This window comes from Halobacteriovorax sp. BALOs_7, from assembly GCF_003612895.1.
Lineage (GTDB): Bacteria > Bdellovibrionota > Bacteriovoracia > Bacteriovoracales > Bacteriovoracaceae > Halobacteriovorax_A > Halobacteriovorax_A vibrionivorans.
The window spans coordinates 773,637-793,093 of sequence record NZ_CP027772.1; the positions used below are offsets into that span (position 1 = coordinate 773,637).

Annotated in this window: 18 protein-coding genes; 9 read left to right on the top strand and 9 right to left on the bottom strand. The window is 37.2% G+C overall.

The window, feature by feature from the left end:
* The first annotated feature begins 134 nt into the window (after window positions 1-134).
* Window positions 135-7,949: a hypothetical protein gene (locus BALOs_RS03850; RefSeq protein ID WP_162929532.1), complete on the top strand. Its 7,815-nt coding sequence runs from the start codon at window positions 135-137 to the stop codon at window positions 7,947-7,949.
* Window positions 7,950-8,007: 58 nt separating this feature from the next.
* Here BALOs_RS03850 and BALOs_RS03855 read toward each other — a convergent pair whose 3' ends face one another.
* The gene (locus BALOs_RS03855) at window positions 8,008-9,840 is read right to left on the bottom strand and encodes a hypothetical protein (protein ID WP_120404336.1); all 1,833 of its coding nucleotides are present in this window, start codon (window positions 9,838-9,840) and stop codon (window positions 8,008-8,010) included.
* Between the two features lie 76 nt (window positions 9,841-9,916).
* Here BALOs_RS03855 and BALOs_RS03860 point away from each other — a divergent pair, with 76 nt between their 5' ends.
* The 5 genes from BALOs_RS03860 (at window position 9,917) to BALOs_RS03875 (ending at window position 13,223) form a co-directional block, all read left to right on the top strand.
* Window positions 9,917-10,408: a hypothetical protein gene (locus BALOs_RS03860; RefSeq protein ID WP_115361306.1), complete on the top strand. Its 492-nt coding sequence runs from the start codon at window positions 9,917-9,919 to the stop codon at window positions 10,406-10,408.
* 1 nt (window position 10,409) lies between these two features.
* Window positions 10,410-11,726 carry an APC family permease gene (locus BALOs_RS03865; protein WP_120404337.1) on the top strand — a complete coding sequence of 439 codons (1,317 nt, stop codon included), beginning with the start codon at window positions 10,410-10,412 and terminating at the stop codon, window positions 11,724-11,726.
* 61 nt (window positions 11,727-11,787) lie between these two features.
* Window positions 11,788-12,456 (top strand): hypothetical protein, encoded by a 669-nt coding sequence (locus BALOs_RS03870; RefSeq protein ID WP_120404338.1) that lies wholly within the window; start codon window positions 11,788-11,790, stop codon window positions 12,454-12,456.
* Between the two features lie 167 nt (window positions 12,457-12,623).
* Window positions 12,624-12,749: a hypothetical protein gene (locus BALOs_RS15455; protein WP_256385946.1), complete on the top strand. Its 126-nt coding sequence runs from the start codon at window positions 12,624-12,626 to the stop codon at window positions 12,747-12,749.
* A gap of 3 nt (window positions 12,750-12,752) precedes the next feature.
* Window positions 12,753-13,223 carry a hypothetical protein gene (locus BALOs_RS03875; protein WP_120404339.1) on the top strand — a complete coding sequence of 157 codons (471 nt, stop codon included), beginning with the start codon at window positions 12,753-12,755 and terminating at the stop codon, window positions 13,221-13,223.
* Window positions 13,224-13,259: 36 nt separating this feature from the next.
* On the opposite strand, the gene BALOs_RS03880 is transcribed toward BALOs_RS03875, so the two are convergent.
* From BALOs_RS03880 to BALOs_RS03890, 3 genes are all read right to left on the bottom strand, one after another.
* Window positions 13,260-13,895 (bottom strand): transposase, encoded by a 636-nt coding sequence (locus tag BALOs_RS03880; RefSeq protein WP_120404340.1) that lies wholly within the window; start codon window positions 13,893-13,895, stop codon window positions 13,260-13,262.
* 38 nt (window positions 13,896-13,933) lie between these two features.
* The gene (locus BALOs_RS03885; RefSeq protein ID WP_120404341.1) at window positions 13,934-14,539 is read right to left on the bottom strand and encodes a hypothetical protein; all 606 of its coding nucleotides are present in this window, start codon (window positions 14,537-14,539) and stop codon (window positions 13,934-13,936) included.
* A 296-nt stretch (window positions 14,540-14,835) separates the two neighbouring features.
* Window positions 14,836-15,489: an endonuclease I family protein gene (locus BALOs_RS03890; protein WP_120404342.1), complete on the bottom strand. Its 654-nt coding sequence runs from the start codon at window positions 15,487-15,489 to the stop codon at window positions 14,836-14,838.
* 112 nt (window positions 15,490-15,601) lie between these two features.
* On the opposite strand from BALOs_RS03890, the gene BALOs_RS03895 reads away from it, so the two are divergent.
* Both BALOs_RS03895 and BALOs_RS03900 read left to right on the top strand, forming a co-directional pair.
* Window positions 15,602-15,868, top strand: coding sequence for a PepSY domain-containing protein (locus BALOs_RS03895; RefSeq protein ID WP_115361293.1), 267 nt, complete (start codon window positions 15,602-15,604; stop codon window positions 15,866-15,868).
* A complete protein-coding gene (locus tag BALOs_RS03900; protein ID WP_120404343.1) occupies window positions 15,868-16,293 on the top strand; it encodes a cytochrome b/b6 domain-containing protein in 426 nt (141 codons plus the stop codon). The genes BALOs_RS03895 and BALOs_RS03900 overlap by 1 nt, the downstream gene beginning before the upstream one ends.
* 13 nt (window positions 16,294-16,306) lie before the next feature.
* On the opposite strand, the gene BALOs_RS03905 is transcribed toward BALOs_RS03900, so the two are convergent.
* The gene (locus BALOs_RS03905; RefSeq protein WP_115361289.1) at window positions 16,307-17,161 is read right to left on the bottom strand and encodes a LysR family transcriptional regulator; all 855 of its coding nucleotides are present in this window, start codon (window positions 17,159-17,161) and stop codon (window positions 16,307-16,309) included.
* Window positions 17,162-17,268: 107 nt separating this feature from the next.
* On the opposite strand from BALOs_RS03905, the gene BALOs_RS03910 reads away from it, so the two are divergent.
* Complete coding sequence (locus BALOs_RS03910) at window positions 17,269-17,730, top strand: hypothetical protein (protein ID WP_120404344.1); 462 nt, start codon at window positions 17,269-17,271, stop codon at window positions 17,728-17,730.
* 59 nt (window positions 17,731-17,789) lie between these two features.
* On the opposite strand, the gene BALOs_RS03915 is transcribed toward BALOs_RS03910, so the two are convergent.
* The 4 genes from BALOs_RS03915 to BALOs_RS03930 form a co-directional block, all read right to left on the bottom strand.
* On the bottom strand, window positions 17,790-18,266 hold the full coding sequence (locus tag BALOs_RS03915) for a TraR/DksA family transcriptional regulator (protein WP_120404345.1): 477 nt from the start codon (window positions 18,264-18,266) through the stop codon (window positions 17,790-17,792).
* A 166-nt stretch (window positions 18,267-18,432) separates the two neighbouring features.
* Window positions 18,433-18,684 carry a hypothetical protein gene (locus BALOs_RS03920; RefSeq protein WP_115361281.1) on the bottom strand — a complete coding sequence of 84 codons (252 nt, stop codon included), beginning with the start codon at window positions 18,682-18,684 and terminating at the stop codon, window positions 18,433-18,435.
* Between the two features lie 21 nt (window positions 18,685-18,705).
* Window positions 18,706-18,909, bottom strand: coding sequence for a hypothetical protein (locus tag BALOs_RS03925; protein WP_115361279.1), 204 nt, complete (start codon window positions 18,907-18,909; stop codon window positions 18,706-18,708).
* Window positions 18,910-18,936: 27 nt separating this feature from the next.
* Window positions 18,937-19,413 carry a bacterioferritin gene (locus BALOs_RS03930; protein ID WP_115362289.1) on the bottom strand — a complete coding sequence of 159 codons (477 nt, stop codon included), beginning with the start codon at window positions 19,411-19,413 and terminating at the stop codon, window positions 18,937-18,939.
* Window positions 19,414-19,457: the final 44 nt, after the last annotated feature.

The following is a 19,457-nucleotide window of genomic DNA, read 5'->3' on the forward strand; positions in this document are numbered from 1 at the left end:
TTACGATGAGATAAAGGATTATTGTTTGTGGGGAGGCATAGTCGCTTACAATCATCTATGTGTTTTCCTGAAAACAATTTTTCTTTAATTGACGGTAGAAAATGAACAAAATATTGCTAAATTTTATTCTTATAATGTTAGCGTTCACAATGGTGTCCTGTGATGACTCACTTGAAGCTGAAGGGAGTCTTACTGTCACTCCTGGCGCTTTTGAAATCACTATTCTAAGACCTAGCTCAGATGGAAGTTCAATTTCTGGTTATAGTGTAATTTCTGGCCATTGTGGTAAGCCAGGTTATCCAATTGAGGTAACAGGTGCTGTTAATTTATATTCGATCTGTCAGAGTGATTATCATTGGGCAGCACCAGTTTCAGCACTAGAGTCAGCAGTGGGAGCTGTTACAGTTAACGTTCAATTAAAAGATAAAAATATGAGTGGAGGCTCTTCTGTTGCTTCAAGAACCTTTACTAAACAAGACAATATCTGTGAGGATTCTGCAAATTTAACTAAATTATATGCCAACTCAGAAAGTGCAGATGGATCTTTGATTCCATATAAAATTTGTACTTCTCAGCAATTTTTAAATATCGCTCTTAACCCAAACTCAAGATTTCAACTCGCAACTGATATCGATTTTGCTGGTCAAAATATTGTTCCTATAGCTGCTGTCTTCTCAGGTGAACTTAATGGTCGAGGATATGCTCTTAAAAATTATATTATCAATCGTGCCGCTGATAATAGTGTTGGGATTTTCAAATATATCTCGGATGCAAATATTAGTGAATTACATATTCACAACGCACAGGTGACGGGGAATAGTCGTGTTGGTTTACTCGCAGGAGACTGGAGAGGAGCTGGAACGATTAATAGCATCAGAGTTTCAGGAAAAGTAAATGCAATTACTATGGCCGGTGGTTTAATCGGTTTGGGTAATAGTTCAAGCTCACTTAATATTTCTGACTCTCAAATACAAGTTGATGTTAATGCCAATAACTACACAGGTGGAGTGATTGGTTATATCAATACTAACGACGGCCTTTTAAATGTTAGCAATACAGACATCTATTCAAATGTAGCAGGCCATGACTATGTTGGTGGTTTTGCCGGTTTAATTTTAGAGCCAAATCAAACTTTTACAAATGTTCACCACAAAGGAAGTATTACAAGTACTGGTGTTGTGGTTGGTGGTCTTATTGGAGAGAGTGCTGGGGGAAGCTTTGATAATGTTTCTCATATTGGCTCTGTTGGAACTTCAAAAGATGCTGTTGATGTAAATGTTGGTGGTCTAATTGGACACGCCAAAGGTACGCATTCCATAAGTAACTCTAAAGTCGTCTCTAATATTACCTCTGGTGGTAGTTACACCGGTGGACTAATCGGACGATTACTATCTGGATCGATAACAAACTCTTATACGAGAGGAAGTATCGTTGTTAATGAAGATTATTATAATAGTGTTGTAAAATTTGTTGGAGGTCTAGTTGGTAACATTAACTTAGACTCATCAATCTCAGGTTCACACTCTCATGTCGATATAAACTCAACTGCTTACTATGTTGGAGGCCTTGTCGGATTCCTTGGTGGAGGCAATACAACGATTGATAGCTCGTATTCTGTAGGAGCGATAGAGGCAATGACTTCAAATGTTGGAGGCCTAGTTGGTTTCATGACTGGGAAGTCTATTACAAACTCATTCTCTCATTCAAATATCACGATTACAAACCCAACTCCAAAGGCATATATTGGTGGTATCGCAGGTTATACTAAAAAGAGTGATGTTATTTTTGATAAATTATACAACTCTGGAAGTATTCACTTTAATAATGGTATTGCAGATAATGTTGGTGGACTCTTCGGTTATGTTGAGGCCCAAAGTATTAGCAATGTTTTCAATACTGGAAATATTACTGGGGCAAGATCTTTAATCGGAGGAATTGCTGGTTATCTAAAAACACCAATACACAATGCCTATGCTGGTGGAAATATAAGTGGGTCACTTCGTTATATTGGTGGTATTGCAGGCCTTGCTTTTCAAAATAATATCAATGATGTTTTTGTTAAGGCCAACTTAGAAGGTAATGGAAATATTGGTGGTATTACCGGCTGGTATATCGATGATGCAACAACCATTACGAATGCCTATATGGTAGGTAGTATTAATAAGTCTTCAGACTCAACGTTAGGGGAAAGTATCTTTGGGCCGGTTTTTGGAACGAGCTCAAACGTCAACTTAGCTAATAACACATTCTTCTTGGACTCGATTACATTTACAGATATGGCCTCTGCAGAACCTTTTAATGGTTTCAACAGGTTCGGGAATCAACTTACTGCTGAGGAAATGGCATCTGAATTAAGTTATACAGGATTTAGTTTTGCTGGTGCAAATGATTGGTCCATGCCAGGTATCGGATTCAAACTTCCAGGTGAAACTCTTGATTATAACTACGCTATTTTTGATTTTATGAATGAGGCCAATTATGGTTTTAATTCGATTCAAACTTTTAGTGATGACCCAATTAATGAGGGGACACCAAATTTATTTGGGATTGGATCAGAAAAGACATTAAGCGCTATTGCCGCAAATACTGAACAATTGGACATTATAACTTCTACAGATCCCGTCGCAAATGTAAGTGTGGGAACCTACTCAATTTCATTTACATATCCAGATGCCAATGGGGCTCCAATTGCAACGACTAAGTTAATTCACGGAGAGTGTGGAGTTGTTGGAGAAGAAATTAGTATCACAGGCTCAGTAACATTATCGACGATATGTCAGAGCAATAATCGTTGGGTAGCACTAATTGATGCAACAGAACTTACGTCGGGTACTATTACAATCAATGCTCAACTAAAAGATGATACAGGTGCCATCGTATCTCCGCTTATTACTAGAACTCTTAATAAGTCTATTAGTAGTAACTCATGTAGTGACAGTGGTGCTAGTGGTTCTTTATATGCAAATTATAATAGCGGCGGAAATGGTGACACCATCCCTTATATTATTTGTAATCCAAATCACTTTAAAAATATTGAAGTTAATCCTAGTGCAAAATTTGAACTTGCTAATGATATTGATTTTGCAGGTAGTACAATTAATCCGCTAAATGGGAATTTTACTGGAGTCTTAGACGGTAAAGGTTTTGCTGTTAAAAACTTTGTCATTAATAGGCCATCTGCTAGTAATGTGGGGATTTTTAAAACCATGAGTGGTGCCACTGTTAAGAATATTGATTTCTTAAACTTCTCAGTTAATGGATATACAAAAGTTGGCTCAATTGTTGGAAATGCTAATGGAGTAAATACTTTTGATAATATTACGCTTGAAGGTAGTGTAACAGGTATTTTAAATACTGGTGGTATGATCGGTGTGGCCAGCTCTAGCGCTACTTTAAGTATGAGCAATATTTCTAGTACAGTTAATGTACAAGGGAATAATTATACCGGTGGCCTCATCGGTATCGTCACTTCAAGTGATGGAAGCTTTACCCTTGATAATATTGACTTAAATAATACTGTTAATGGTCTTGGATATGTTGGGGGATTAGTGGCCCAAATTCAAGAACCAAATATGACTATCACTAATGTTACTTCTAATTCAAATGTCGCTGCTATTAATAATTATGTAGGTGGTCTAGCTGGAGAAATTGCTGGCGGAAGTATTTCATTTGTCACGATAACGGGAGATATTTCTTCGCCAAAAGATGCAAGTGATGGCCATGTTGCAGGACTTGTTGGACGCTCTGTTGGAAGCGTTAACCTTGATAATTGTAGTTTTACTGGAAGTATCAGTGCTGGCTCTTCTCATGTTGGAGGGATACTTGGATCGGGAAGTAGTGCGACAATAACTAATTCAACTAGTTCCGGAACAATCACTGTTGCGGATGATCGTTATAATTCTGTTACTTCATATATTGGAGGAATTGTTGGTCTGCTTAGTGAAGACTCGACAATTCATGATTCTAATTCATCAATGAATATCAATGCGCAATCTAATTTTGTCGGTGGTATCGCTGGCCGCTTTCATGGTGAAAACTCTATCATGTATAATGTTTTCTCTACCGGAACAATTGATGCAAGAACTTCATTTGTCGGTGGAGTCGCTGGATATTTCTTTGGTGAAGAATTTCGAGACTCATACTCAACTTCAACTGTTAATATTACCAATCCAACACCAAGATCTTATATTGGTGGTCTATTAGGATATGCCAATTCATGGACCTCTCGTTTTGAAAGACTTTATGCGACTGGTGACGTCATCATCAATAATGGTACTGCTGATTATGTAGGTGGATTGATTGGATATTTTAGAGGCGGCTACCTTGAAAATTCTTATGCAAGCGGGAATGTCTCTGGCGTAAGAAACTCTTCAGGAGCGCTGGTCGGTCTACATCGAGGTGATACAAGAGGCTGCTTTGCTACTGGTAATATCACTGCAAGCGGTCGCAATATTTCTGCATTAATTGGTTATCAATTAGAAGGAAGTATTACAGATTCCTTCAGTACTGGAAATGTTGAAGCCGACGGAAGTGCCGGAGGTATTGTCGGATATTTAAATTCAACAATTGTGGACTCGGTTACTGATGTCTATGCTCACGGTATCGTTACTCAAAATACAGGCTCAAGTTTCGACTCTTTAACTATGGGGGCCATTCTTGGTGAGGAGTTTTCAGCAGGTTCTTTATCGGTCACTCAATCATTTTATATCCAAGAAAAGAGAGATGCCTCTTTTAACACTCTTGGAAGTGCAGTTGCACTGGCCAGTGCAAGTTCGGCAGGAAGTTATACGAGTTTCGACTTTATCTCATCTCCTGGTTGGCGTGTACCAAACGAAGGCTATAATTTAGAAGGGCATGGTGCCTTCACTGCTCCAATCCTATCTTGGATGGGGGGCTCTATACCAAATTCAAGAAAGATTAGTGGCCCTATTACTAACCTTAATCATAGTGGGATTACTCTGAATCTAAATGGAGTAGAGAATCTATACATCCCAGCAGGGGCAAGTAGTTATCAATTTGCTACTGAGCTTTTTGATACCGATTCTTATAGCATTACAATTGCTACTCCTACACAAAACCCTACAATCAACTGTAGTCTCGCTAATGCCTCTGGAATTATCTCTGGTTCACATATCACTAATGTAAGTTTAACTTGTCCAACTTTTACTTCAATTAGTTTATCGGCAAGTCAAACAGTCTTAGAGGTTTCAGGAAGTGCTCAGTTATCTGCAATATTAAATTTAAGTGATTTATCGACAATCGATATAACAAACTTTGCTAACTATGCAGTTTCTCCTTCTGGTGTTGTAACTGTCGATTCTACAGGGCAGGTCGTGGCCACAAGTGCTGGGACAACAAGCGTTTCTGCGAGTTTAAATGGGCTGACTTCTAACGGAGTAAGTTTTACGAGTACCATTACTGGTGGTGTAAGTAACTTATCAAGTGCTGCGGTTTGGATTAGAGGAACGCCAATTAATAGTCCTGTGATTAGTTGGACAAACCCTGCAGAAAGTTTTGACTCTATTGAGGTCGGACTTGGTTCATCTGCAGGAACTGATAGTATCGCAAGTTTTACAAATGTTGGAACGAATCAAAGTCACAGCTTCTCAAATCTTACTGGAATTGTGGAATGTTCCATTATTTATCCAAGTGCTAGAGTGAAGTCTTTAGGTGGGACATATGGAAGTGTCGTAACCGATACGCTTGGTTTCCGTTATGATAATACAAGTCCTGTATTCTCATCAAATATTTCTGTTTCAGGTGAGGCATCTCAATCAGTTGCAACAACTACATCTTGGTCAAGTGCAACTGATAACTGTGCCATGAGGTATTATGAGTTAGCAATTGGAACAAGCCCTGGCGCAAGTGATATCACGTCAGGTTTTAAGTATATTGGTAATGTGACTTCTTATCAGGCACAAAATGGCCTTAATGGGATGAATATAAATTTAAGTACTGGTGTGGATTATTATACATCTGTAAGGGCCGTTGATTATGCCGGTAACGTATCTACTGTTATGACTTCAGCTGCATGGCAAATTACACCTGTTGAAGATTCACTTCCAAATATGTTGGTATGGCTTGATAGTGCCGACTTATTAACAGTAAAAGATAATCTTGCAATTTCAGCAGATAGTCCTTCTTTTAATGGCAATGTTTATACATGGGAAGATAAGTCAGCTAGTGTCAATGTTCATAATGCTATCGCTGATGCTACTTCAGACCCAGACTTTATAAGTGGAAATATAAAGTTTAATGGATCAACTACTTATTTAAAAATTCCAGAGCATGCTGACTTAAATTTAAGTACCGATATTGAGAAAAATTTAACTATTTCTGTTAAGACTGAAAATGATATCAATACAAGACAAGTCATTTATGAAGAAGGTGATGCTAATCGCGGAATGAATATTTATATCGACAGTGGAAATCTCTATTGTGGATTCTGGAATAACTCAAATGACGGTGACGGAGTTCAGCCTTTTGTGTCTGTTTCTTCACCAATTTCAACTGACTCAACTTACCATATAACCTGGTCACTGGATTATAGAAATTATGCTGGTGCTGCAGGCCCTGATGGTTCAGTTGAGTGTTATATTAATAACTCTTCAGTTGGAAGTGTTGCGACTACTTCACGTTTATTTTCTCACGCTGGAGATATTGGACTTGGTGCTTTATTGAATAGTTCTCATTTTCATGATGGTGTGATTTATAGTAATCAGGATTACTTCTTTAAGGGAAAAATATTAGAATTTATTATTGCCGCTTCAACTCCTGACGCTACTGGAGTTAATGCTATCCATGATTATTTAAGAGGGAAGTGGTCTGGTAGTGAGCTAAGTTCACCAAATAATTTGGCCTTAACTAATAACTCAACTCAAACAAGTAGTGCTACTTTAAGCTGGTCTCCAATTCAGTCCTCATACTTTATTCTTGACCATTATGAATTTGCTATTGGTACCACAGCTGGTGGTGATGATATCTTAGGATGGACCAATATTGGTACTGTTGAAAGTTATCAGGCCATTGATGGCGTGGCAGGTATATCTTTATTATTAAATGAAGGTGTCGATTACTATATTTCAGTTAAGGGAGTTGATACAAGTAATAATGACTCTCAAATTGCCACATCTAATGTATGGCAAGTTTACGATATTGCTAGTGGTGGACTACCTTCTACGATTCTACACTACGATGGTCAAGAGCTATCGAGTATTTTAGATCCTTCTGGTTATGATGCTAGTGATCCGCTTTTTTCTGGTGTTGCGAGCACTCTACTCGATATTTCTGGAAGTGGAATAATATATGACTGGAGTATTCAGTCGGGGGCAGGAGCAAATTATAATATATCATCGAATGCCCTTGAATTTGCGGGGGATACAACTTATCGACTTTCAACTCAAGCTGGAATTAATGATACGGTTACGACTTCAAAAAATATAACGATCTCATTAAAAACAGGGGACAATATCAGTACGACTCAAGTTGTTTATGAAGAAGGTGGATCGACTAGAGGGATGAATATTTATATTGACCAAGGAAAGTTATATTGTGCATTTTGGAATACTGTTGATGATGGAGATGGTGCGCAACCATTTATTCAAATTAACACACCTATTAATGCTGATTCTGTTTACCATGTATCTTGGCTCTATGATTACTCAAACTATACTGGGCCAGACGGTGCCAACGGATCATTAGAATGTATTGTAAACTCAAATAGTATTGGTACTGCATCAACCACAACAAGAGTCTTTCCTTCAAATGGTAAAAGTGGAGCAATTGGTCTTGGTGGCCGCTCAGGTAAAACAAATCTTTTAAGTGGAACAACTGGTGGTGGTAGTGGTGATTACTTCAATGGAGAAATTAATGAAGTTATCATAACGACTGAAGCTCCAGATGTTAGCATGATTCAGTCCGTACATACTTATCTCAATAGTAAGTGGTAAGTGCCATGCACCTTTTGTTTCGCACTTGCGAAACAAAAGGTGCATGGCACCCTGAGAGTTATTTTTCGATTGCAGAAGTTTTTGCGTAGTTGATTGCTGTTGTAAGTAGTAGACCAACAAAGAAAAGTACGCTTAAGCTTGTTTGAAAGTTAAACCCTTCAACTCCAGCAATTTCCATTCCTGCAATGGCAAGAATTCCAAAAAGAAGTGCAAAGAGAGCATCTCCTGTAATAAGTCCTGCTGCTGTTAGGATTCCTCGGTGAGTGATTTTAGTCACTGACTTTGTTCCCGATAGTCTTGCAAGAGAACCAAGTAGAATTCCCGTTCCAATATATGAAGGAAGATAGATCCCAACGGCAAAGGCAAGTGAGCTTAGAATGATTCCTTTGCGCTTTCCAATTATTTCAACAGTTACTGCAACAAGACCAAGTCCTGTTCCTGCTAAAACTGGCATAAGAGGAATATCACTTTGAATAAATAGTGACTTTAAAACTGTTGCAAAGAAGGCGGCCTGTGGTGCTGGTAGGGCCTCACTTCCAAGAGTTCCTGTCTCATGTGCAACGTAAACTGCAAGAGGAACTGAAATAGCTCCACCAAGAAGACCTACGATTTGCCCAACAAATGAGCTTGAAACCTTTAGGCCATTAAATTGCATTGTCTTATAATCTTGTGATGAATCGTTAGATGCACAAATGGCAACACAAGCTGCAACAATAATTGGAACTAAGAAGTAAACACCTTGAATTCCTTCTAGTCCAATGGCAAGACCCACAAGACTTAGAACAAGCATTCCCATAAATACTGTTCCTGAAACAGGTGAAGCGGATGAACCAACTTGAAGGGATAAAAGAGCACCTAGACCACTTAGGAAAAAGATTAGTAGTAGGGCAACTATACCAAGGGCCACAAGACCTACAATTGTTGCACCTGAATAAATCATCATGGCAAGAAGTAGGATGGCACCAAAAGCGATTGATCCTAGAAGCTGCTTTCTTCTATCGTGTGGGATTTCTAATTGTTCAGCATTATAATCTGCTTCTTTATTAGCAAGGGCATTACGAGTTTTACGACCTTCAATAATATAAGCGATTAGTGAATAAACAACGGCCACAACCATGGCCGCACCACCAACCCAACGAAAAGTTGTTCCTGGCATTCCTTGGGCCGCAGACATTCCTTTAACAACTGCGTTTAGAAGTCCTCCAAAGAAAATTAAGACTGCTGTTGGAACCGTAAGAAGTGCACCAATTCCAAAATAGAGTGGGTTAATTGGCAGTGGAAGTTTTGTTTCAACGCCACTAAGAGTGAACTTAAGGTCATAGATACTTGCTTTTAATACTTTGATTTGACTTAAAAACGCCATCACAAAACCAAATAATAAACCAGGTACAAGTGAAAGCATTAGTGGTGGACGTGCCTGAGGATTATCAGCTGCTGTTTGAATTAAGCGATCACAAGCAACAGCTTCGGGAGCCGGAAGCTTTGGATCAGTTAAGAATCTCTCTGTTGCAAGTCCTACAAAACCCCAACCGAGAAAACAACCGGCCGCAGAAGATAGAATAAGAGATAGAATATCAACTGGCGGAACAGGTTCACCAAGTTCAGCTGCTAAAATTTGGATAATTGGTGCGACAAAAGCGACACCAGCTGTTACTGCAACTCCGGCAGATCCAGTTACTTGGGCCATCGCTAGAAAGCCCTTCATGTCCTTCTTAAAGAAGGCACCCATGGCAACCCAACCAAATAAAACAACAAGGGGGCTAATTCCTGGGGTAATTCCTGCTTTTAGTGCAGAGAAGACAAATGCTGCACCGAGAACAAAGGAAATGACGAATCCGAAGGCGATTCCGGCCTTCTTTGATTTTAAAGATGGTTCTAATACATTACTCATACTCTTCCTCTAGTTATAAAAAAGTTATAATTATAGAATTACTTTACTAGATTGATTTAGCAAGTATTATGTATATATGACGAAAATTGATAAAGAAAAGCTTACTGAAGAGATGAATGCTAAGAATCGTGATTGGTTAATCGAATCAGGTGGGATTTCATCACTCTTTATTCATAATTTAGAAAACTTTGCATATCGTTATCTTGAAACATCCGCAGATAAGGGGATTAAGTGTTTCATTGACGGCGACCTTTATCGTGTTAGCTCTACTGAGCCATCAATCATTGAGGCCCTCAAGTGGGAGAATCCCCAGCTTAAGAAGTCTCTCATTGATCTATGCAAGAAGTTTCCTGGAAAAGCCTCTCAAGAACTTAGAGTTAAGCTAAATATTGAAACTAAAATGATAGGTGAGCATAAGAATGAATGCTCAGCTTCTATTAAGTGCTTGCTTCCAAGCGGTGAAAGCTCAACACTTTCTGAAAAGACAGCATCCATGACTTTTGAGGATCCAATTGAGCTTCGCAATAAACACGCAGCTTTATTAGAAGACGTTTGTACAATTTTTTAATATGGATCACGATAATCACACGACAGATTACAAGAAAAATAGCCTAAGCCTTTGGGGTGCAACTTCAATGGGAACTGGAGTTATGATTGGCGCAGGTATTTTTGCTCTTACAGGGCAGATGGCCGAGCTAAGTGGGAAATGGTTTCCAATTGCTTTTCTTGTCGCTGCCATCGTCGCAGGCTTTAGTGCATATTCATATGTTAAGTTATCTAATTACTATCCTTCAGCTGGTGGGATAGCAATGTTCTTAGAAAAAGCATATGGAAAAGGGACCATGACAGCTTCCTGTGCTCTTCTTATGTATTTTTCTATGGTGATAAATGAAAGTTTAGTTGCAAGAACATTTGCGACTTATACCCTGCAATTATTTGGTGGAAAAGAGTTGGATTACTTGGTTCCTGTTTTAGGTGTCGGACTTTTAATATTTGCATTTTTCATAAATATATTAAGTAATAAGTTTATTCAAACTTTTTCATTTTTTATGTCATTTATTAAAATTGCCGGTTTGTTGGCATTGGCCATTGGTGGGCTTTGGGCAACTGGTATTAACTTTGATGAAGCGATCAAAACCACTAGTCATAGTGACCCATTTGGGTTTCTCGGAGCCGTGGCCTTAGGTGTATTGGGCTATAAGGGATTTACGACGATTACAAATAGTGGAGGAGAGATTAAAGATCCACACAAGAATGTGGGCCGTGCAATTTTGATTTCTATTTTTATTTGTTTGGTTATTTATCTTCTTACTTCTTTTGCTGTCTCATCAAATTTAACAGTAGTAGAAATTATAGAGGCCAAGAATTACTCTCTTGCACAAGCAGCGAGACCTGCTTTTGGACAAACTGGACTTTGGCTTACTGTTATTTTTGCTATCGTAGCAACTGTTTCAGGAGTTATTGCTAGCGCATTTGCCGTTTCACGAATGCTTGCAATGCTAACAGATATGAAAATCGTTCCTCATAGCCACTTTGGTATGCCAGGGAGTATTCAAAAACATACTCTTGTTTATACTATCGTGATAGCTATTATACTGACGATCTTCTTTGACTTAAGTCGTATCGCTTCATTGGGAGCCATCTTTTATATTATCATGGATATTGCAGTACATTGGGGAGTACTAACAAAACTTAGAAACAAAATAAAAGCAAATGCCTTTATTCTTATAACCGCAATTATTGTTGATATAATAATTCTATTTGCTTTATTTTGGGTCAAACTTAAGCAGGATGATTTTATTATTTGGGCCTCTCTTATTGGACTAGCTTTAATCTTTATAGGTGAATACTGGTTTCTATCTAAAACCAAAAATAACGAAAACTAATCATTTCAATACTTTGAGCGTAATCTACTAAACTATTGAGTAAAATTGTCGATAATCTATTATGCGACTTAAGTTTCTCCTTTCATCAATAGTATTTATTACAATACTTTCATTTGTAAGTCTTTATTCTTCGATTGATGAAAGTGGGATTAATAGATCCACAAGCTCTTTTAATTCCTCAAGATCTGTTGCCGATATTAGCTGTCGACAGGCAATGTCTGAGTATCTCTCTGCTTCAGTTAATGAAGAGAATATTATGCTTTGGCATCTCTTTAAAGATGATATGGCACAAGTCAATGCGAGATATTTAGACCATGAAGACTTTGATTCACTATCAGCAGATCCAGATCACAACTTTAAGCAAACAAAGACAAGTCTTCTTGAGGCCATAAGTGGCCTTTATGCTCAGGAGAGTGGAATTCTTGCTGCTGGAATTTCTCGTGGCCCAGAAGGGACAGAATTTGTTGATGGACAGGGCGTTTTCTGGGATGTGAAAACTCCTATTGCTCCTTTATTTGATCAAAATTGGCGTTTTAATATCGAGCAGTCTGGAAATAGTATTAAGCATAAACTTGAAGCAGTGGATGGGATTCATATCCTAATTGATCTTTCATATATCCGCCCACAAAATGCTGTGAACTTAAAAGAGTGGATCAATAATAATATTTCTAAAGAGCATAGAAGTCGAATTCGCTATGTCGTTGTTCCCGATGGAATAGTTGATTACTAAGTTTTAGGAAGTTTTAGGGGCGCGGGTACCAATGGAAGTTTCAATGACTTACGCCGTATTTAAAGTCATTACGTATTCGATACATCATTGTCCCTGATTCATTTATTTAAATAAAATTTCATGTTTTACCGATAGATAAACTATAAATAATTTGTAGTAGGGTAGATATGTATAAAGAGTACAAGGTTGAAACTATTTCTGAAGGTGGACTAGTTGGCTTTCAGGTTATTGAAAAGAAGCGCTTTCTCTTATTTTGGCAACGTGAAACTGTTATTCTATCTGTAGGAAGGTGATCGATGGAAGTGTTGGAGAAGGCCCTGAATTTACCTTGGTATGTTTATCTCTGTGTTTTTTTAGCGATTGTTTTTATTTTTGGTAAATCTCGTGATTGGGTATATACAGCAAAACTATATCGTGAAGGAAGTGAAGACGTACAAGGTGATTTTGAAATTAAAAAATATAAGAATGAGGCACCTATTGGTGAAGTTCTTCTTGTAATGTCCGATTTCAATGTGGACGGTGAGATTGAAATAAAGGTGAATGATGAATTGATAGGACATTTGAAAGTAACTGAAAAAGGTCGCTATGTCGAAACAATTTATCCACCAAGTAATGAGTCAAAAAGTAAGAAATATCGTCCTAAAACAAGTATTAGAATGAAGCGTTTAAACTTCAGTATACCGTCAACCTTTATACCTAAAAATCGTGATAAAGTATGCCTTTCAATTAATGGCGAAAAGCTTACTGGCCCTTTATTTAAGTCCTAGTTATATATTATAGGGGCGCGGGTACCAATGGAAGTTTCAATGACTTACGCCGTATTTAAAGTCATTAAGTCTTTTCTTGTAAAGTACAGATATCTTTTGCTTTGGCTTAAAGTAGCTTCGTTTTAGGCTATTACGAATACAGTTATCAAACTCAGAGTCGAATCTTTTTTCTATTAAGTGCTTTGAATCGGAGTAGTTAAGATGTGGCCTATAGTTGAATAACTCTGCTTCAAAGTTAGAAAAGTGTAATGAACTATATGGGTAGTCCTTGCACTCATCACAAATTCCTGCACGAATTGGATTTTGATAAATATAACGATAGACATTAAAAAGATAACTTTGCTTTGATACAATTGACCACTTATAACGATTACTAAACTTATGATTAATTACATTTATTCTATTGGAAATCATAAAACTAATACGCCAATTAAAATGCATCATGAATCGATCGATATTCTCATGTGGTGTCGTTAGGAGAAGATGATAGTGGTTTGACATCAGAACAAAGCAATTGATCTCTACTTTTTCACGCTCTAATGCATAGATAAGAGATTCTTTGCAAATATCCCACACTTCATATATTGGAATATTAAACCAGTCGCGGTTGTTGTTTCTTGTAATAACGTGATAGGGGTACAAGTTTTGTCTGATTAACTTTTTCTTGGGCATAGTTATCTCGCAAAGAAATAGCGCCGAAGCGCTTTGGGTTATTTAAGTTTCTTGTATAGGCTGTAGTTAACACATGCTAAAAATGGTGTACTGATGAAAAGTCCAAGACCTAGAGGAAGTAGTGCTAGAATTGAAATAAGAAAGTATGAAGACATCATGATGAGAATCAAATTCAAATTGCTATGAAAAACTCCACGACTTTTCTCTAAAATTTCCCATGCTGTTAGATTTTTATTATTCGCATCAAGAACTAAAGGTGTTGTGAATGCATATGAGCAAAATGCATATGCACCGGGAATAATAAATGCAATAAATCCAATCATTGTTAATAGTGAAGTTAGTGCTCCTACTTTTAAAATTGCTCCAAGTTTTCCTTTTTCAATATTTAAAAAGTCTGTAAGAGTTAGTATCTCTTTTTCTTCTGACGACTTTATCGCTGTGTAGAGACCGGCCATGTAAAGAGGGAAGACTAGGCTTGAAGCGAATGGGATTGAAGATAGTGCCCAGATTAAGCCTGAAGACAGGAGTGTGTAGAGACTGTAGGGAAGCGCGTTTCTACGATAAGTTTCCCAGCCTTGTTTGAATAAGAAAGAGACTTCTTGAATTGTTTTTGAGTTGTTTAAGTTTAGTACTAAAGTTTTCATTTTTACCTCACATTTGTTAGCGAAGTAATAATACTCTTGCTGCATTAATGCATAACTTTTTCAATTTGATATTAAATTTTTTCAATTAGGGGCGCGGGTACCAATGGAAATTTTAACTACTTAGCGTAAAAAATTCGTCAAAATCTAGGATGAGCGGCGCACAATTTAGTGATTTATCTTAAAATTAGGGCTGATTAACTGAGTCTCTGCTCATTTAGGCACTTTCATTACTATTTTACGTGCAAAATGAATTCTAAGTTATTGAAAGTTCCATTGGTACCCGCGCCCCTAACGTTCTAAAAATCTTTTATTGCATCAACAAATTCAGGATTTAAGATAAATGGATTAATATTACCCTGTAGAGTTTGAATAATCTCATTTCTTTCTAACTCGCGATTATCAACAGGATCAATTATATTCCATTTTCTAAGAGTTGCTTCTTGATCTTTATCAATGGAAAAATCATAGCGAATAGCAAAGTAGAACATCGCTCTAGCGACATTTCCTTTGTGATGATCTTGAGGTTCAAAACAGTCTTGAGAGTATTCATCAAAGCCTTGAATACTTCCATCCATTTGCCAGTAGTCATAAACTGCATCACAAAAAGGAAGATTTGCTCTTTTGCTATTGGACTCTTTACTCGTCACAAATAGGTGATGCATATCACTATTTGCTGGCAGCTCATCAGCACCTTTTGATTGAGGCCAAGTGTGTTCAATATTAAGTTTGAAGTTTCGTTTATAGCGACGCTGGTATCTTTCTTGACACTGACTAGGTGTATAGGCACTACAGACAACACCATTTATATTATCAACTGTTGAAAACATTAGTTTCTTAACTTCACTATATTCTAGGGCCAAATGATTTCTCTTTGCCATTTTGGCAATTGATTGGCGATTGATGATTTGGGCCGAAGTACTAAAGCAAAGTAGTAGAATTAAGATTTTCATATGTGTGTCATATGATAGTTAAGATATTATTACAAGAGCTAAAACTTTGACCTCATGGGAATTCAATTAGATAATATAAAAAAGTAATGGCGTTGAACCATAAGGAGTATATATGAAGAAAATATTTGTAATGGTATTATTAGGTATGACTTTTGTTTCTTGTTCTAAGAAAACACAATGTACAACTGAAGACAAAAGCAAGTGGCAAGATCAAGAAACTTTTAAATCAAATCTCGTATCACAAGGATATAAGATTAATGAATTTAAAGTAACTGAAGGCAATTGCTACGAAATCTATGGATGGGACAAAGATAAGAATAAAGTCGAAATCTATTTCAATCCAGTTGATGGTTCTATCGTAAAGAAAGAGAATCACTAGTGAATGATTTGAAACTACCTTTAAAATTTAGGCTACTCCATTGGGGAGTGGCCTCTATTATCATTTTAAATCTTTTTATTCTTGAAGAAGGCAAGCAAATTCATCGCTACCTTGGCTATGCCTGTGTTGCCTTTGTTTTCATTCGCTTATTAATTAGTAAAGGCCGCAAAGTGTCTCACTATAATGAGAAAGCAAAGTATGTCTATTGGTTAATGTGGACTGCAATTGGTGGACTTGGGATTACTGGTTTTCTCATGGGACTTGATCGCTTCTTTGGTAATCAATTATTAGAAGATATTCACGAGATCATTTCAAACTCTTTAATTGCATTGATTGTTGCACATCTTGGTGGCGTATTCTTTGATGCTTATAAGAATAAGAGAAAGACATGGCTTCTAATGTTTACTGGTGAGAAGTTTAAGTAGACCTCAAGTGGTTTTAGCTCTTTGCCCACGTTGTTAAAAACCTTTCGACTTCATTTATAACGACTTGTGCATGGGCGCTAATATTTTTCTTACTATAAAATAATGAAATATTGTGCTCGCTTTCTTGACTTAAGACTTTCTTATGAGGAATAAGCTTTCCTTGGAGGACTCCTTCTCGTGCAACTCGATGAGGAAGTAGTCCGACTCCTAGTCCTTGCTCTGTAAGAGATTTCACTGTTTCTAAATTATCGCAAGATAAAATATGTTTAAAGCCTAGTTTAGTTGCATCAAAGTGGATTGATTCTGGAAACTTTATTATATGATCTAGAAAAGAGCTTTCAATTTGCTGAGAATGATAAAGCCCAAAGGAGTCTGAGTATATGATCTTTTCACTAAGAGAGCGACTTTTGACACCACTTGATACAATGATGGCGATATCGAGTTCACCTTTCTTTAATTCTTTCAACTTCTGTGAACTTCGCCCAGTTGAAAGTATAATATTAAGAGAGGGGGCAAGCTTTCTTAAATACTTGATAAAGTCAGGAAAGAAATATCTCGAAATACTGTCGTATGTTCCAATATAGACATTACCGCTCGCTTGCACATTATCTCTTATTAAGAGTTGCATTTGATTTGCTTGATCAATCGTCTCTCTTGCATAGGAATAGAGTTTGTCGCCAGCTGGAGTTGGAATAACGCCATCTGAGCGTCTTATCAATAGCTGTGTATCAAGCTCTTCTTCTAATTGTCGCAAAACTTTGGACAGTTGTGGCTGGCTTACATATGCCTTTTGACTTGCCTTTTGCAAAGAACCTGTTTCAACAATATTACAAAAATATTCAAGTTTACCTAAGTGATCTTTAAGCATAATTCACCTATATCTAAAAGTTATACCACCATATCAATAAAGAATTATTCTTACAATGAGAATAATGTCATAAATGAACCTACAAAATCACAAAAAAGGAGATGAATATGAAAATACTTTTACTAACAGCTTTCTTCATTACATCAAGTCTTACATTTGCTTCAAGTGATATCGATAATATAACTTGTGCTTTAGAAACAAAAAGAGTCGGTGGAAATATGAGTAAGGGGAAAGCTCAGCAGGTTTTCCAATTAACAATTGTAGGTGAAAATGTTTTTCGTCTCAAAAGTTATAGAGGACACTTTTTTGACAAAGGCTATAGGGCAACAAGTGGTGGAAGAGGTTCTGTTGTTGAGCTAGTTGCAAATGGAGATAGGGGCTATCAGATTCGCTCAAGAACTTATCTGTCTTTAGACTTTTCAGAGTTACAAGACGATGTCACTACTGGTGGCTACCCTGGTGCAGGGAGTCCACCTACAAGAATTAATAATTATTCATGCATGATCAATTATCCAAAAGAACTAAGTGATGTAACTAGACAAGAAGTTGTTTACGACTTCAATCTCTAATATTAAAACTTATATGCCATGCTTCTTTGTTAGGATTCTAAGAAGGGAGTATGGCCTGGCTAATTTTGGGCGCATTCAATACAGCTAGTTGCATAGGGAAGTGCTTTTAATCTCTTGTCTTCAATCTCTGAACCACATTTCTCACAGACTCCAAAGTTTCCATTTCTAATTCTTTCTAGAGCGTGATCGATACTCTTTAGCTCTATTCTTGCTAACTCATCTAAGTCTTCAATCACTTCATCGTTTTCCACTGCAATAGACTGGTCGTCGTGATCTTTGGTCAATGGGTTATCTTGGTGTGTTTTATCTCGTGTTAACGTGTTGATTCTATCAGTAATTTCTTGTCGCATTATGATGAGCTTGTTTTCGATTGCATGCAGATCCGTTCTGTCCGAATCTTGAATATCTTCATCTCTTTTTATATTTTTTTTCCAGTTTCGAGTATCAGTACCTTTTTCGAATGTATCATCGACATAGTGCTTAGTATGAGCTCTATGTTTATACTTACTTTGGTCACTTAAAGCTTGTCTTCCCATTTGAATCTCCTTTGAAAATTGGTATCAAATAGTGTTTGATGCTCTCTTCAGATTAATATGGAAAGTCGTAACTTAGTACTTAAGATAATCTTATTTTTAATAGGCAGTTTAAGTACCATGCTCCTTTTATTTCTTTTTTTGAACAAAAGGAGCATGGTGAGGTAATTTATAAAGTATCTTTGATTTTCTTGTAGCCTTCTTTAAGCTCTGTTAGAAGGAGTTTGTTGGCCTCTGAGATATTGTCGATTGCTTCTTTAGTGGCCTCTTTAGTAGGAGCAACTTCATTGTTGATCTTCTCCCATTTACTCTCAAGTCCATCCCATTTTTCCTTCACTTCGGATTTTAATAAATGTGATTGAACTTTTAATTCATCTCTAGTTGTTTCTAATTCATTTAAAAAATCTTTAACTGTTTTCATCGATAAACCTCCTTTCGTTGTTTATGCTTTCGGTGGATTTTCGTTCGGCTTTTCAGGCTCCTTTATTGGCGGCTCTTTTGGCACATCTGGCGGAACTTCTATTGGCGTCCTATCAGGTGCATTTGGCGGCTCTGGAACTTCTCTTGGTATCTTCGGCGTTTGCGGCTTAGGCGAAGGCGTCGGATGCTTTGGTTTATTTGGTGGAACTTCTGGTTTATCACTCATAAATTACCTCCATCTATTATTAATTTTTTAAAGCCCTTTTTCTAAATATCCAACAAGATCATCAGCATGATGTTCTTCTTCTTTTAAAATATCCTCTAACATACGACGTGTGGTTGGATCTGAGTCTCCAATCCATCTAATGATTTCAGAGTACGTTTCAACTGCGACTCTTTCTGCCACAAGGTTTTCTTCAATCATTTTTCTAAGATCAGCTCCTTGATAATAGTCAGCGTGTGAGCGTGTAAGTAGTCCTTCAGGATTCATGTTAGGAATTCCTCCTAGCTGACATATTCTTTCGCAAAGCCAGTCTGCGTGTTGTTGTTCTTCATTTGCATGAACGAGAAACTCTGCAGCGATTGGATCGGCATTCATTCCTTCTGCCATGAAGTGATTATTCTTATAACGGAGAATACAAACGATTTCAGTTGCTAAGGCCTCGTTTAAAACTTCAATTACTTCTTGAGCATTAGCTTTGTAAGACTCAGTCATTGCTCCGTCCATCATCTTTTCACGAGCACGGCTTTTAATCTTTTCAAGGTCAATTTTAA

What these genes read in the sequence shown, in the direction of transcription:
- BALOs_RS03855 (WP_120404336.1), bottom strand. Translation starts at nt 9,840, where the DNA reads ATGAGTAATGTATTAGAACCATCTTTAAAATCAAAGAAGGCCGGAATC.
- BALOs_RS03905 (WP_115361289.1), bottom strand. Translation starts at nt 17,161, where the DNA reads ATGCTTAAAGATCACTTAGGTAAACTTGAATATTTTTGTAATATTGTT.
- BALOs_RS15455 (WP_256385946.1), top strand. Translation starts at nt 12,624, where the DNA reads ATGTATAAAGAGTACAAGGTTGAAACTATTTCTGAAGGTGGACTAGTT.
- BALOs_RS03910 (WP_120404344.1), top strand. Translation starts at nt 17,269, where the DNA reads ATGAAAATACTTTTACTAACAGCTTTCTTCATTACATCAAGTCTTACA.
- BALOs_RS03915 (WP_120404345.1), bottom strand. Translation starts at nt 18,266, where the DNA reads ATGGGAAGACAAGCTTTAAGTGACCAAAGTAAGTATAAACATAGAGCT.
- BALOs_RS03875 (WP_120404339.1), top strand. Translation starts at nt 12,753, where the DNA reads ATGGAAGTGTTGGAGAAGGCCCTGAATTTACCTTGGTATGTTTATCTC.
- BALOs_RS03920 (WP_115361281.1), bottom strand. Translation starts at nt 18,684, where the DNA reads ATGAAAACAGTTAAAGATTTTTTAAATGAATTAGAAACAACTAGAGAT.
- BALOs_RS03895 (WP_115361293.1), top strand. Translation starts at nt 15,602, where the DNA reads ATGAAGAAAATATTTGTAATGGTATTATTAGGTATGACTTTTGTTTCT.
- BALOs_RS03870 (WP_120404338.1), top strand. Translation starts at nt 11,788, where the DNA reads ATGCGACTTAAGTTTCTCCTTTCATCAATAGTATTTATTACAATACTT.
- BALOs_RS03880 (WP_120404340.1), bottom strand. Translation starts at nt 13,895, where the DNA reads ATGCCCAAGAAAAAGTTAATCAGACAAAACTTGTACCCCTATCACGTT.
- BALOs_RS03860 (WP_115361306.1), top strand. Translation starts at nt 9,917, where the DNA reads ATGACGAAAATTGATAAAGAAAAGCTTACTGAAGAGATGAATGCTAAG.
- BALOs_RS03865 (WP_120404337.1), top strand. Translation starts at nt 10,410, where the DNA reads ATGGATCACGATAATCACACGACAGATTACAAGAAAAATAGCCTAAGC.
- BALOs_RS03925 (WP_115361279.1), bottom strand. Translation starts at nt 18,909, where the DNA reads ATGAGTGATAAACCAGAAGTTCCACCAAATAAACCAAAGCATCCGACG.
- BALOs_RS03890 (WP_120404342.1), bottom strand. Translation starts at nt 15,489, where the DNA reads ATGAAAATCTTAATTCTACTACTTTGCTTTAGTACTTCGGCCCAAATC.
- BALOs_RS03885 (WP_120404341.1), bottom strand. Translation starts at nt 14,539, where the DNA reads ATGAAAACTTTAGTACTAAACTTAAACAACTCAAAAACAATTCAAGAA.
- BALOs_RS03930 (WP_115362289.1), bottom strand. Translation starts at nt 19,413, where the DNA reads ATGATGGACGGAGCAATGACTGAGTCTTACAAAGCTAATGCTCAAGAA.
- BALOs_RS03850 (WP_162929532.1), top strand. Translation starts at nt 135, where the DNA reads ATGTTAGCGTTCACAATGGTGTCCTGTGATGACTCACTTGAAGCTGAA.